We start from the raw sequence: 12,602 nt of genomic DNA, 5'->3' as shown, positions 1-12,602 counted from the left end.
CGGCAGCCTGGACGAGGTCCGGTTCACCGACATCGAGCACCTCGAGTTCGACCTGTAGCGGCCTGTGGCCGGACTTCTTGGCTCAGCGTGCTCGGCTGACGGGGCCGTTCTGGGCGTGGGTAGGCTCCGGATCTTATGAGTGCTATACGGCCCTGGTGCCAGGCCAAGCTTGCGGGCGGGCATGTGACTGCGATCGTCGTTCTTGGTGACCTGCTTGTGTGCGCCCTGCTGCTCCTGGCATCCATAGGAGTCATCGGTACGGAGCCGACCACCCGGGCGGAGGAGACCGCTGCTTGGCAGTCTGCCGGTCAGCTGTACTTCGGCTGGCTGATGGTAGGTGCCGCGTCTTTCGCCTTGTTGCGCATGCCGAAAACTCTGCTCGCGCACGTGTCGACGATGTTGCTCTCGCCCATTGCCCTGTTCGTGCTGCTGTTGCTACTCGCGTCCGGTCTCGATTGATCCCGGGTGTCCAGGTGCGGCTCGAAGTACTTCCAGACCGGCGGCCATCGGGCCGGGAGCCTGGACGAGGTCCGGTTCACGGACATCGAGCACCTGGAGTTCGACCTGTAGCGGTCACTCACCGGCCATGCTGCGTGCTCGCCCTTTCCGGCGCGGCCCCGGCCGTATCCGGTCAGCGGCTTCGCAGACCGCGCCCGGGCGGCCTGGGGCTCTCCAGACGGCAGGAGCTCCACTCACGGCCGGTCCGGCTGATCAGACCCCGCTCCTCGAGCTGGGCGAGCTGGTAGGCGACGGAACTCGTACTGGAGAGACCGACCCTCGCACCGATCTCCCGAATGGTCGGCCCGTGCCCGTGCTCGATGATCCAGGACCGGACCACCGCCATGACCGCCTCCTGCCGCGCCGACAAAGGGCGGGGCTCCCGCTTCACGCCGCGTCCGCCCGGCGATCTCCCAGGGTCAGCCGGCGCAGCTCCACCCGTGCCGCGGGGCTCCACCCGTCGGGGGTGGACCAGAACGGATGCCAGTGGATCCGCACGGACAGCAGAAGGAGACGGCGGCGCAGCTCGGCGGCACGGCGGGGGCGGGGGACGCTGAGGGCGCGGTAGGTGTCGTGCCACTGCTGCTGGGCGCGGATCAAGTCGTCGGGGAAGGGGAAGCGGTCCATGCACATATTAGAGCGTGTGTTCGAATTGCGTGGCCAGTCCGGGAGTGTCCGGGCGGGTGGCGTGGTCGAGGGTGGCGCACATCCGGGCCACCAGGCCGTGCAGGATCGCGGTCCCCGGGTCGTCCGCAAGCAGCCGCGCGATCCCGGTCGTGATGGAGGCTACGGCGAGGAGTCGGATGTGCTGGTCGGGGGTGAGCCAGTCCGCGTCCGAGAGCACGCACGGCACGACGGTCAGAGTGCTCGTCGTGCCGGCGTCGACGCCCCCGTTGCCCTCGACGAGCCGCCCCTCCGGACCCATCCGGTCGCACTGCGCCGGATCCAGGGAACCCATCGCGGCCTCCACCGCGTCGGGCAGTGCACCGGCGAGCCAGGTCCCGACCGGACGGGGAGCCGGCGGGGCGGGCAGGGACCGGATCCATGCCGCCGCACGGCGGCCGGCCTCCGCAGCCTCGGCCAAGGCCTCGGGCTCCCCCGCCCACGGCTCGTAAGGCGGCACATCGTCCGCGGGCAAGGGGAGGTACGCGATCGTCATGACCGGGTAACCGGCGCTGCCACCGTACGGATACGGCGACATTCGGTCTCCGGTTTCGGCCCGTACGGCGGTCACGCGGCACAGCCGATGGTGGATACGGCGTCGATCTGCTGCTCTGCGGGACCACTCGCCGCTCCCCACCTGGTCTCCGCCCCATGGTTTCCCCGTTCCCCTGACCGTGCCCGTCGGCCGCACTACGCTCACCTCCAGTCCGCACCGACATGGAGTGTGTGGAGCAGGCCCGGTGCCTTACAGGCTCGTCCTGGGATGGAGTACGACCGGACCGCAGTCGGTCCCGGCAGCCCGCACGGCTGCCGGGACCGACCCATCACAGAGCACTCCGGCTGCAGGGCCCGGCCGAACTCCCGCCGGCCGTCGCTTACCGGGAGCCAACGCCGGGTGGGTGGAATGCTCTACGACACCGCACCGACCGGGCAGGGGGCGCTTCTGTGTGCCCGGGATTGTTCGGTCTCCCCATACTTCGTGGTGCGCCCTTACGCTGACGGGTACGGCACCGGCCAGACGGAGGGGCACCAATGGACATCCCCGCAGAACTCAGCACCGGCGAACGCATCCGGGTCCTACGAGAGTCCCGTGGCATGTCCCGCCCGGTCCTCGCCCAACTCTGCGGGCGCGGTGTCGAGTGGCTGAAGAAGATCGAGACGGGGGAACGCGAGCTGCGGTCCCACAACCTGCTGCTCCAGCTCGCCGCTGCCCTTCAGGTCGCGGACCTGTCCGTCATCACCGGCGCCGATCCCGGCGGCACCGCACAGCCCGTCCAGTTGGGCCGGCTGTCCAACCCCGTCATGCCGGACATCTGGGCGGCGGTCATGACCCGCACCCTCACACCGCCCACCGGCGGCCCCGTCGACCCTGCCGTGCTGCAGGGGAAGGTAGATCAGACGTGGCGCCTGTGGCACTCATCGCCCCGAAACAGGACCGAGGTAGGGGCGCTGCTCCCCGCTCTGATCCGGGACGGTGAGCACGCCGTTCGTGTGCTAGACGGCGACCAGCGGCGGGCTGCTTACGTCGCCCTCTCCGACATTTACCGGCTGGCGGGGCAGGCCACCGCGTACATCGCCCCCGCCGAGCTCGCCTGGGTTGTCGCGGACCGGGCGCTGTCCGCGGCGCAGGCCGCGGACCAGCCGGCGGCCATAGCGGCCAGCGCCTGGAACATGGGCAACATCCTCCGCGAGACGTCCTACCCCGAAGAGGCGCTGCGTGTGGTGATGGAGGCATCCGACCTGATCCGCCCCCACCTCGAGGGGGCCCCGGAGGACTGGCGGGGCATCTACGGTGCGCTGCAACTGCATGCCGCGGTCACGGCCGCCAGGGAGGGCAACGAGGGCGACGCCTGGCGGTACTGGGGCAAGGGCGACCAGGTCGCCAAGAATCTGCCACCGAACTATGTACACCCGTCGACCGTGTTCGGCAGGGCGAACGTCGACTTCCACGCGGTGAGCGTGGCCACCGATCTCCGGAAGTCGCAGAAGGCCTTGGGTTTGGCTGACGATATCGACCCGGACGCCATGCCGTCCCGGGAGCGCCGTGCGCGTCTGTGGGTGGAGGTGGCCCGTGGGCACCTCCAGCGCGGGGACCGCACAGCGGCGCTGCACGTGATGCAGATGGCCCACCGGATCGGCGCGGAGACTGTGGCGTACACCCCGTCAGCCCGGGTGGTGACCGCGGACCTGTGGCGCAACAGTCCCAGGTCGATGCGGGCGGAGACGTCCCGTCTCGCCGAAGCGGTCGGCGTCGCTACCGTCGGGTAACGGGTACAGGCCGGGACAGGGGTACAGGCTGTACCTGTTCTCCCTTGCCATGTCCCTTACGGTGACGGCCCATCACTGGCCGACCGCAGGGGGCCTTCCCATGTCTGTCACCAACTGGCACGCATCACCGCAGCGCGCAGTGTTACCGCTCGGCGACCCCACCACCGGGGAAGTGCGGGTGCCCGTCGCCCTGTACGACCTCGACGAGCTCCAGGCCGAAGTGCCGCTGGTTCTGTCCCGGACCGAGGCCGAGCAGCTTCGCGACAGCCTCGATACCCTCCTCGCCGGGACGCTTGTCCCCGTCCCCCCTGGGGGCATCCGGTGAAGCACCTCGCCCCGATGAGCCCCGAAGCCGAAGCCGCGTACCGCACGCTCCTGCACCACACCACCGACTGCGGCCGCTGCAAAGGGAACAAGCACTGCCCCCAAGTGGTCGTCCTCTCCCGGAAATGGAAGGAAGCACGACGCCGATGATCTGCGTGGACTGCGACAAGACAATCCTCGGCCGCGCGGTCCAGGACAACTGAACTCGCGGGGCGGCGCTCTCAGCGGTCACGGTGGCCGAGGGTGGCACCACAGTGGTCGAGGGTGGTGCACATCCGGGTCACCAGGCTGTGCAGGATCTCGGTGCCCGGGTCGTCCGCGAGCAGCCGCACGATCCCGCTGACCACGCAGGCCACTGCCAGGAGGCGGACCTGCTGGTCCGGGGTGAGCCAGACCGCCTCCGAAAGCACACACGGCACCACGGACAACGTGCTCATCGTCCCTGCGTCCACGCCGCCGGTGCCCTCGATGAGCCGCCCGTCAGGGCCCATCCGGTCACAGTCCGCCGGGTCCAGGGAACCCATCGCAGTCTCCACCGCCCCGGGCAGCGCACCCGCGAGCCAGGCACTGACCGGACAAGGGACCGGCGGGCCGGGCAGCGACCGGATCCACGCCGCCGCCCGACGGCCGACCTCCGCGGCTTCAGCCAGAACATCGGGCCCCCCTGCCCACGGCTCATACACCGGCATGTCACCAGAAAGCCCAGCAGGGGCAGGCAAGGGCGCGATCGTCATACCGCAACAACCGGCGCCATCAACGTACGGACACGGGCCCGCGCTCACCGCGAGGCGCACGCCGTGCGCAGTCGTCCCGGCCCCTCACCACCCCTGACGGCCGGATGGGGCGGGAGGCCGATGGCACAAGAGGGGCCGGGCCGCGTCCAGAGCGCTGGCCTCGGCCCGGCCCACCACCATTCTTCGCGCCGGCGGCCGTCGGCGATAGCCCCCTGGCCCGGTCCGCTTCGAGCGGCAGCACGTAGCCGAGCGCACCGCCCCACCATGCTGGGCACTCGGAGCTGGAGCACTCCCGCGTACAGGCGACAGCGGAGCGCCGGCCGCCGAGGGCGAGCCGGGTGGTCTGAGGCGTGTCGGCCGACCGATCCGCAAGACTGACCCGTACGAACCCGAAGGGAGGACGCCCATGTCCGTCATCAAGCTCCGCGAACACCAGGTGGCCCAGAAAGCGGCCTTCCGGAAATGGGTGGGCTTCCCCGCCCGGTCCTCGGTGCCTCCGCAGGGGGCCCGGGGCACGATCGTGTCCGCGACCGGCTCCGGTAAGACGATCATGGCCGCCGCCAGCGCCCTGGAGTGCTTCCCCGGCGGGCGGATCCTCGTCACCGTGCCCACCCTCGACCTCCTCGCGCAGACCGCCCAGGCTTGGCGGGACGTTGGCCACCGGGCCCCGATGGCCGCGGTGTGCTCACTGGACAACGACCCGGTCCTGGGCTCGCTCGGCGTACGCACCACCACCAACCCGATCCAGCTCGCCCTGTGGGCCGGAACCGGGCCCGTGGTCGTGCTCGCCACCTACGCCTCCCTCGTGGACCGCGAGGACATCACCGCACCATCGGGCCAGGGGAAGGTTCGCGGGCCGCTGGAGGCTGCTCTGGCGGGCGGGGAGCGGCTGTACGGGCAGCGAATGGCCCGGTTCGACCTGACGATCGTGGACGAGGCGCACTCAACTACTGGTGAGCTGGGGCGTCCGTGGGCGGCGATCCATGACAATGCCCGGATCCCGGCGGACTTCCGGCTCTATCTGACCGCGACCCCGCGCATCCTCGCCGCACCCCGCCCCCAGAAGGGTGCTGGCGGCGGGGAGGCGGAGATCGCGACGATGGCGGACGATCCGGACGGAGTGTTCGGCGCCTGGCTCCCCGGCGCGGAGCTGGGACTCTCGGAGGCGGTGGAGCGGGAAATCCTCGCCGGGTTCGAGATCGACGTCCTGGAGATCCGCGACCCGGCCCCGGTGGTCGGGGAGTCGGAAGAGGCGCGGCGCGGCCGGCGCCTGGCCCTGTTGCAGACCGCGCTCCTGGAGCACGCGGCCGCACGGAACCTCCGGACGGTGATGACGTTCCACCAGAAGGTCGAGGAAGCCCGCGCGTTCGCGGACAAGCTCCCCGAGACCGCCGCCGACCTGTACGTCAACGATGCCTCGGATAAGGACCTTGCGGCCGCGGACCGGCTGCCGAGGTCATCGATCGACGCGGCCTTCTACGAACTGGAAGCCGGGCGTCACGTACCGCCGGACCGGGTGTGGGCGGCGTGGCTGTGCGGCGACCACCTCGTATCCGAGCGGCGCGAGGTTCTGCGCCAGTTCGCCAACGGCATCGACGCCGCCGGACGCCGGGTCCACCGGGCCTTCCTCGCCAGCTGCCGCGTCCTCGGCGAAGGGGTCGACATCACCGGCGAACGAGGAGTCGACTCGATCTGCTTCGCCGACACCCGCGGCTCCCAGGTCGAAATCGTCCAGAACATCGGCCGCGCCCTGCGCCCCAACCGCGACGGCTCCACCAAGGTCGCCAGGATCATCGTGCCGGTGTTCCTGGAACCCGGCGAGGACCCGACCGACATGGTGGCCAGCGCCAGCTTCCGCCCCCTGGTAGCGGTTCTTCAGGGCTTGCGTTCGCATGACGAACGTTTGGTCGAGCAGCTCGCTTCTCGCGCGCTCACGAGCGGGAAGCGCAAGGTCCACGTCCGGCGTGACGAGAACGGGCAGATCGTCGCGGCCGGAGGCGACGGTGACGGCGAGGACCAGGAGGACGACGACACTCAGTCCGACGCCGAAGCCGCCCTGCTCCACTTCTCCAGCCCCCGCGACGCAGCGACCATCGCGGCGTTCCTTCGGACCCGGATCTACCGGCCGGAGTCGCTGGTGTGGCTGGAGGGCTACCAGGCGCTGATCCGGTGGCGGGCGGAGAACGAGATCACCGGCGTCCACGCCGTCCCCTACGACGTCGAGACCGAGGTGGGGGTCACGAAGGCGTTCCCGCTTGGCCGATGGGTCCATCAACAGCGGAAATCCCTGCGGGCGGGTGAGCTGGAGGAGCGGCGCAAGACCCTGCTGGACGCACCCGAGGCCGGGATGGTGTGGGAGCCGGGCGAGGAGGCGTGGGAGAACAAGCTCGCCGCGCTCCGGTCCTACCGGCGGGCCACCGGACACCTCGCACCGCGGCAGGACGCGGTCTGGGATGACCCGGCGGGCGGCAGCCCCCTACCCATCGGACAGCACCTGGCCAACCTCCGCAGGAAGGGCGGCCTGGGCAAGGATCCGGAGCGGGCAGCGCGGCGCGCTCAGCAGCTGGCCGCGATCGACGAGGACTGGAACTGCCCGTGGCCGCTGAACTGGCAACGGCACTACCGGGTCCTCGCGGACCTGGTCGACGCCGACGGGGCCCTGCCGTACATCGCTCCCGGCGTCACGTTCGACGGGGACGACATCGGCACCTGGAGATGGCAGCAACAGAAAGCCGGAGTGCAGGCGCAGCTCCTGCCCGAACAACGCGAGCGCCTGGCCAAACTCGGTATCAAGTCTGCTGAGCTCCCCGAGCCTGCCCCGGCAGCAACCCGGACGACGAAGGGGCCGAGCAAGGCACAGCAGGCCTTCGAACGGGGTCTGGGGGCCCTTGCGCAGTGGGTCGAGCGGGAGGGCGCCGACCGGCCGGTACCTCGCGGTGCGGTCGTCGAGGTCGAGGTCGACGGCGAGGCGGAGCCGGTGGTCGTGAAACTGGGCGTATGGGTCTCGAACACCCGTGCCAGGCGGGACAAGCTCAGCGCCGAACAGCTCGCCACTCTCGCGGCGTTGGGCGTCGACTGGGCGGGCCCAGCATCGACGGACGGAGGTTATGAGCAGCCTGCGCCGGCGGAAGCGCCCGTGCCGGAGCAGCGCGACGCGGGCAGCGCAGGGGTGGACGATGAGCCTAAAGTCGAGGCAGCCTGCGGCTTGGCGCGCATGAAGCGCCTCGCCGAGCTGACCCGGAAGCACACCAAGGCCGAACTGCTGCGCATGGCCTACGCGGGCGGCCTGGTACGCCACAACTCCCCCGAGCAGTGGCGCAAGGACGAAATCGCCTCCGCCCTCGTGGACCAGGAGCGCAGGGCCGCCGCCCGGACCGGGGCCGACCAGCCTCCCGCCTCGCCCACGGCTGTCGTCCCGGCGAAGCGGCCGCCAGTACGGCACCACCATGACGAGTGCGACAAGACCGTGTACGGGGGCGGCACCTGCACCTGCGACCTCATCGAACAGTACGGACCGCCCTCCGGACGGGACGACTACTGAGACGTCCTCCGGCCGCTCCCCCACCGGACCCCGGGCCTGTCGAGGCCCGGGGTCTCGTGGTGTCGTCAGAACTCACGAAACTGAGACAGCGTCACCCCTCGCGCGATAACGCTTCACGACAGCGATGCCCCGTGGATCTCTCACTTCCAGGACAGCGACCCCGTAGCCCCGAAACCACCCACGACCAGCATCAACACCCCCCAACCCTCGCTGTCCCTCACCCCACTGTCACAAAACCGAGAGATCGCACTCACCGACCCATGCCGCCCTGGCGGTGGCGCGGGTCTCGGTGAACTCGCCCTCGTCTCCCAGCGCGGGCGCGGTCCAGGCGATCGACCACGTCGCTGTCGCGGTGCCCTGGTAGCGGCCGTCGGGCTTGTCGGAGGCGGCACGCTGGTAGCGGTGTCCGCAGTCCGGCGACATCGCCTTGCCCAGCACGTCGGCGAGGACCTCGGGCGGTAGGGCCTGGGCCTGGGTGGTGGAGGTGCTACTGATCGATCGTCTGTCACTGGCCTTCGGCGGCGCGGTGAGCAGGTGGCGGTCGGCGATCTGCGGCTCGGTCACGGCCGTGCTTCAGGCGCCACCGCCCCGGTCGCAGACCGCGACCACCCGATGGCTACGGTGTCTCAGATGACTGGGACGAGCAATAAACGAGTCGCAAGCAGTGACGACCGCGGCATGCCCCCATGGGCGTTCGCCGCTCTGATGCTGGGCGCGTTCACGATCGTGGCGGCGTTCGTGCTGCTGGGCGGGTGGCCCGGACTGATCGGTATCGCCATCACCGCCGTCGTGCTCATCGGCTTCGCCGCCACTCGTCTGTAGGCCCCTACGACGACACAACCCGGCCAGCCGATGCGGTCGCAGCACTATGCAGGCCATGCCGGTCCTCGGAGCGCGGGTGGGGCAGGGCTGCCGCTGTCAGGTCATACGACCAGACAGGGCCGGCCGAAGGGCCACTTCGTCGCTTCGGCCGGCTTAATCTTGCCCACTGGGGAGTAGGCCTCGCGCGCGTTCAGCGCCGTCTACGGCTGCCTGACACTTCCGCGGAGCGCATCGCCGACCTTCTGGTAGGAGTCGATCCGGTGCTGCGCGCGGCGGGTGCGTTCCTCCACGTCCCGCACGAAGAGAGCCTGCCGACCGGGGTGATAGGTGCTGACCACCTCCAGGGTCCGGTCACGAACTTCGGGGTGCGTCTTGAGCAGGCGGCGCCAGACGTCCTGGGCTTCGTTGCCCTGGAGAAGCACGACCACTGTCTTGGGCATCACCCCCAGCAGCTGCTTCAGGACCCCGACGCCGGCCTGGAGTTCGGCCGCGTTCGGCGAACGGTTGATGTACCAGGGATAGGCATTCCAGGGAGTGACGTCACGCGGCGCTATCCCGGTTCCCTCGAAGATCTTGGCCTGTAGCTCCGCCGTCGGGTCGTCGTTCTCCACACACAGGAATCCGGAGCCGGCGCCTTCCTGAGTCTTGGGGCCCGGGTCCCGCAGAATGGACAGGACGCGAGCTTCAGCTCCCCCGTGCCAGGGCGCGACGTGCGGCATCCAGCCACGCCCGTCCTGATCGCGCAAGGCATCAACCAGCTCATTGACCGGACGAACATGAGGGGCATAACGCCCCTGCTCCTGCTCCACCCGAAACGCCTCTTCCCGCATACGTCTTGCCATGCTTCCTCCAACATCAGCTGCAGCCGTCGCAGCGGACCCTAACGGGCGCCTCTGACATACAGACGACGGGGCGGGGCCCCCGGCCTGGAAATGCCGCGGGCAAGTCTGGCGATCAAGTCGGAGAAGTCAGCCGGCCAGGTAGAGGTCTCGTCGACATCAACGCTGTGGGCTCTGGTGACCGAACATCCGGCCCAGCCGATGTTGGAGTCGTTCATTAACCCCCTAGCCGGCCTCGTTCGGCCGTACCGCAGCTGGCTGGGCGACGGGGGTATTCCGGCGGCGGCGGAAGAGGCGGGCAGGGTTGGCCGCGTGCAGCCAGCGGGCGGAGGCTTCCCAGCCTCGCACGAGGCGGCCGCGGCGCACGACCTTGTGAAACTCCTCGATCCACAGGTAGAGCGTGGCCTCGTCATCGGCGGAGATGCCACTCCTGCGGCGGACTGTGTAGTGCACCCACTCGTGGTGGTCGTAATTCTCCATCAGCGCATCGCTGTCGGCCCTGCTGATCAACGGGTCGCGGGAGTTGATGACGCGCAAGGTGAGATCCCAGGCGGCGGCGCGGGTGGGCTCGTCCGTGCAACGGCGGGCGAGCTTGAGGTGGGCTTGACGCAGCGCGACCTCGTACTCGGCAGTGGGGTGGTAGAAGTACTCGAACAGCGCGTCCTCAAAGGCGTCACAGCGGACGTGGACGTCCTCGTGGCTCCCTGCGCGCACAGTGATGAGCGGTGTGGCGGCCCTAGAGATGACCGCCTTCGCAGCAGTCCGGCCGACAGCAGTAGCTCCAGCACTGGCGGCGGTGGCAGGGTCGATCACGGCGGGTTCCCCTCCCGGTGCCAGCCGCGTGCGGGCCGGTCGGGACGACCCTATCGGAGCCCCGGCGCTATCCGGGGCTCCACATCAGCGTCCTCGGCTGGGGTCCGGAGCGGCTCGGCGCCGAGGCGGCGCAGCTCGGTGGCACGGCGCGGACGCTGTCCTGTCTCAGTGAAAGTTGAGCGATTCTCGTCGAAGCTTGAGTGGGCTGGACAGAGCGGCTCGAACGCTGGCGGCATCGCGTCCACGCCAAGATCACCTCACTGCCTCGCAGGCCGGAATGCGAGGCAAGGGCGACCGCTTCTCCGCACACTGGAGGGGGCTATTCCTTGACGACGCGCAGGATCGCCGTCCGGCCGGCGGTGACGGTCCCGGAGAGCTTGGTCAGCCCGGTAATCTCGTCCATGTTGGAGATCACGACCGGGGTAAGGGTCGACTTGGCCCTCTCTTCCAGCAGTGCCAGATCGAGCTCGAAGATGGTGTCGCCCCGCTTCACGCGCTGTCCCTCTTCGGCGAAGCGCCGGAAGCCTTCCCCCTTCAGCTCGACGGTGTCGATGCCGAAGTGGACGAACAGCTCGATGCCCTCGTCGGTCTCGATCGAGAAGGCATGGTTGGTCTCGAAGATCTTGCCGATGGTGCCGTCGGCGGGCGCGACAATCGTGCTGCCGGTGGGCTTGATGGCGATGCCGTCACCGACGATCTTCTCCGCGAACACCACGTCGGGGACGTCTTCGATGTGGACGATCTCTCCGGACAGAGGCGCGTAGATCTCCACCGTGTTCGCAGCGGATGCTCTTCCTGCCACTGCGCGCCGGTCGCCAGCCAGGGCAGGAGCATGCGGCAGGGCGGCGGCCACACCTGTGATCACGGCGGCAAGAACGGTACGGCGGGACACCAATCGACTCATGCCCCCATGATGATCACCGATCCCCGGGACGTTCCCCTCGGCCGCCGCGGGGTCACCTCAATGGCCGACACAGTGGCGCTCAGTGACTTCGGTGCAGTCCGTGCCCAAGGCTCGATGAGACAGCTCATGCCAGGAGTTGTGTTGATGAACATGCAATCGCGTATAGCTGCTGCGGCGACGGCGGCAGCAGCGCTCGTTGCCTTCGGGGCCATATCCAAGTGCACCAAAGAGGCTCCTAACACGATCATGATCGTGCCTTCTTGGGGCGTCTGAAGCAGATCAGGCTGTGGCGTCGTGGAGTTCGGTGCGGCGTTCCCAGCGCACGGCGAGTCGCTTGAACTGGTGGAGTAAGGCGAAGGTCTGCTCGACGACGTGCCGATGCCTTTGATGTTCGGTGATCCCTTGCGTGAGATGACGAGCAGGATTCGCCGGTTCCGCAGTGCGTCGCCGGCGTCATCGTTCCCCTCTACGCAGAACCCCTCACCCGGATTGTCCGGCTCACCGTCGATGACGTGGTCCACGACCGAGGAGCAGTACTCCTCCGGCTCGGGGAACGGGCCTCCTCCGTCCCCGAGCCAGCCGCTTCCCTGCTGCTGGACTGCAAAGCCGACCGCGACCATATGAACACCGCCACCAACCAGGCATCGGCCTGGCTGTTTCCCGGACGCCGCGCAGGCCAGCCGACCCGCCCCGCCCCGGCCACGTGCCCGCACTCCTCAACGAGATCGGCGCCCCGGTGGCAGCCACCCGCGCCGCCTCCGTCCGAGAACAACTCCTTGAGATGCTCGCCCCCGTCGTCGCGGACGCCGGCGGCTACCACGACGACACGACCACCACCCGGCTCCGCAACGAGACCGGCGGAACATGGACCCGAAACGCCTTGGAGAGTACGCACGGTTACCAGCGGGCTGGACTCCACGAGGCACTGGCGACAGTTGATTAGGAGAGCCCACCAGGACCGAGGCTGTATTTGTTCGGTACTTGGTCAGGCTTGGCGCAGGCAGAGGGTGCCCCAGTGGAATCCGGCGCCGATGGCGCACATGACGTAGGTGTCTCCGGGGCGGAGCCGGCCGGCGGTGGTGGTGTGGTGGAGGGCGGTGAACACGCCGGCGGCACCGGTGTTGCCGAGCCGGTCGAGGGTCTGTCAAACGAGCGGTGTAAGTCGGGTTGTTGAGGGTTACTGGCGGGCTGCGGAG

The 12,602-nt window shown here is 69.2% G+C and carries 16 protein-coding genes and 1 pseudogene; 7 read left to right on the top strand and 10 right to left on the bottom strand.

The window, feature by feature from the left end; translation table 11 throughout:
* Positions 1-183 precede the first annotated feature (183 nt).
* Positions 184-459 (top strand): hypothetical protein, encoded by a 276-nt coding sequence (locus IE264_RS37710; protein ID WP_229887997.1) that lies wholly within the window; start codon positions 184-186, stop codon positions 457-459.
* A 27-nt stretch (positions 460-486) separates the two neighbouring features.
* A pseudogene (locus tag IE264_RS38830) lies at positions 487-570 on the top strand (telomere-protecting terminal protein Tpg); the annotation flags it as partial.
* 61 nt (positions 571-631) lie between these two features.
* On the opposite strand, the gene IE264_RS37705 reads toward IE264_RS38830, so the two are convergent.
* Genes IE264_RS37705 through IE264_RS38355 form a run of 3 tightly spaced genes read right to left on the bottom strand, consistent with a single transcriptional unit; the run spans position 632 to position 1,657 of the window.
* A complete protein-coding gene (locus tag IE264_RS37705) occupies positions 632-889 on the bottom strand; it encodes a LexA family protein (RefSeq protein WP_051822090.1) in 258 nt (85 codons plus the stop codon).
* Positions 886-1,125 carry a DUF8825 domain-containing protein gene (locus IE264_RS37700; RefSeq protein ID WP_032760794.1) on the bottom strand — a complete coding sequence of 80 codons (240 nt, stop codon included), beginning with the start codon at positions 1,123-1,125 and terminating at the stop codon, positions 886-888. The genes IE264_RS37705 and IE264_RS37700 overlap by 4 nt, the downstream gene beginning before the upstream one ends.
* Before the next feature lie 7 nt (positions 1,126-1,132).
* Positions 1,133-1,657: a hypothetical protein gene (locus IE264_RS38355; protein ID WP_229887995.1), complete on the bottom strand. Its 525-nt coding sequence runs from the start codon at positions 1,655-1,657 to the stop codon at positions 1,133-1,135.
* Between the two features lie 536 nt (positions 1,658-2,193).
* On the opposite strand from IE264_RS38355, the gene IE264_RS37690 reads away from it, so the two are divergent.
* Positions 2,194-3,429 carry a helix-turn-helix domain-containing protein gene (locus tag IE264_RS37690; RefSeq protein ID WP_032760762.1) on the top strand — a complete coding sequence of 412 codons (1,236 nt, stop codon included), beginning with the start codon at positions 2,194-2,196 and terminating at the stop codon, positions 3,427-3,429.
* Between the two features lie 100 nt (positions 3,430-3,529).
* Positions 3,530-3,754, top strand: a complete 225-nt coding sequence (locus IE264_RS37685; RefSeq protein WP_143674987.1) for a hypothetical protein — start codon at positions 3,530-3,532, stop codon at positions 3,752-3,754.
* Between the two features lie 220 nt (positions 3,755-3,974).
* Here the strand turns inward: IE264_RS37685 and IE264_RS37680 are convergent, their stop codons facing one another.
* Positions 3,975-4,277 (bottom strand): hypothetical protein, encoded by a 303-nt coding sequence (locus tag IE264_RS37680; RefSeq protein WP_229887993.1) that lies wholly within the window; start codon positions 4,275-4,277, stop codon positions 3,975-3,977.
* A gap of 616 nt (positions 4,278-4,893) precedes the next feature.
* On the opposite strand from IE264_RS37680, the gene IE264_RS37675 reads away from it, so the two are divergent.
* A complete protein-coding gene (locus IE264_RS37675) occupies positions 4,894-8,028 on the top strand; it encodes a DEAD/DEAH box helicase (RefSeq protein WP_190167940.1) in 3,135 nt (1,044 codons plus the stop codon).
* A gap of 228 nt (positions 8,029-8,256) precedes the next feature.
* Here the strand turns inward: IE264_RS37675 and IE264_RS37670 are convergent, their stop codons facing one another.
* On the bottom strand, positions 8,257-8,592 hold the full coding sequence (locus IE264_RS37670) for a hypothetical protein (RefSeq protein ID WP_190167939.1): 336 nt from the start codon (positions 8,590-8,592) through the stop codon (positions 8,257-8,259).
* Positions 8,593-8,706: 114 nt separating this feature from the next.
* Between IE264_RS37670 and IE264_RS37665 the strand changes: the two genes are divergently transcribed.
* A complete protein-coding gene (locus IE264_RS37665; RefSeq protein ID WP_229887990.1) occupies positions 8,707-8,850 on the top strand; it encodes a hypothetical protein in 144 nt (47 codons plus the stop codon).
* Positions 8,851-9,050: 200 nt separating this feature from the next.
* Here IE264_RS37665 and IE264_RS37660 read toward each other — a convergent pair whose 3' ends face one another.
* From IE264_RS37660 to IE264_RS37645, 4 genes are all read right to left on the bottom strand, one after another.
* Entirely contained in the window at positions 9,051-9,692 is a 642-nt protein-coding gene (locus IE264_RS37660; RefSeq protein WP_190167937.1) for a uracil-DNA glycosylase, read from the bottom strand.
* Positions 9,693-9,914: 222 nt separating this feature from the next.
* Positions 9,915-10,403 (bottom strand): hypothetical protein, encoded by a 489-nt coding sequence (locus tag IE264_RS37655; protein ID WP_190167936.1) that lies wholly within the window; start codon positions 10,401-10,403, stop codon positions 9,915-9,917.
* A gap of 418 nt (positions 10,404-10,821) precedes the next feature.
* Positions 10,822-11,394, bottom strand: a complete 573-nt coding sequence (crr, locus tag IE264_RS37650; RefSeq protein ID WP_308428548.1) for a PTS glucose transporter subunit IIA — start codon at positions 11,392-11,394, stop codon at positions 10,822-10,824.
* An 8-nt stretch (positions 11,395-11,402) separates the two neighbouring features.
* Positions 11,403-12,026, bottom strand: a complete 624-nt coding sequence (locus IE264_RS37645) for a hypothetical protein (protein ID WP_190167934.1) — start codon at positions 12,024-12,026, stop codon at positions 11,403-11,405.
* An 83-nt stretch (positions 12,027-12,109) separates the two neighbouring features.
* Here IE264_RS37645 and IE264_RS37640 point away from each other — a divergent pair, with 83 nt between their 5' ends.
* Positions 12,110-12,349, top strand: coding sequence for a hypothetical protein (locus tag IE264_RS37640; protein ID WP_190167933.1), 240 nt, complete (start codon positions 12,110-12,112; stop codon positions 12,347-12,349).
* Positions 12,350-12,391: 42 nt separating this feature from the next.
* Here IE264_RS37640 and IE264_RS37635 read toward each other — a convergent pair whose 3' ends face one another.
* A complete protein-coding gene (locus tag IE264_RS37635) occupies positions 12,392-12,511 on the bottom strand; it encodes a 3-oxoacyl-[acyl-carrier-protein] synthase III C-terminal domain-containing protein (protein WP_191868517.1) in 120 nt (39 codons plus the stop codon).
* Between the last annotated feature and the right edge of the window lie 91 nt (positions 12,512-12,602).

The organism is Streptomyces microflavus, from assembly GCF_014650075.1.
Lineage (GTDB): Bacteria > Actinomycetota > Actinomycetes > Streptomycetales > Streptomycetaceae > Streptomyces > Streptomyces microflavus.
The sequence above is the reverse complement of the archived record's forward strand: the minus strand, read 5'-3'. Positions and strand labels throughout refer to the sequence as shown.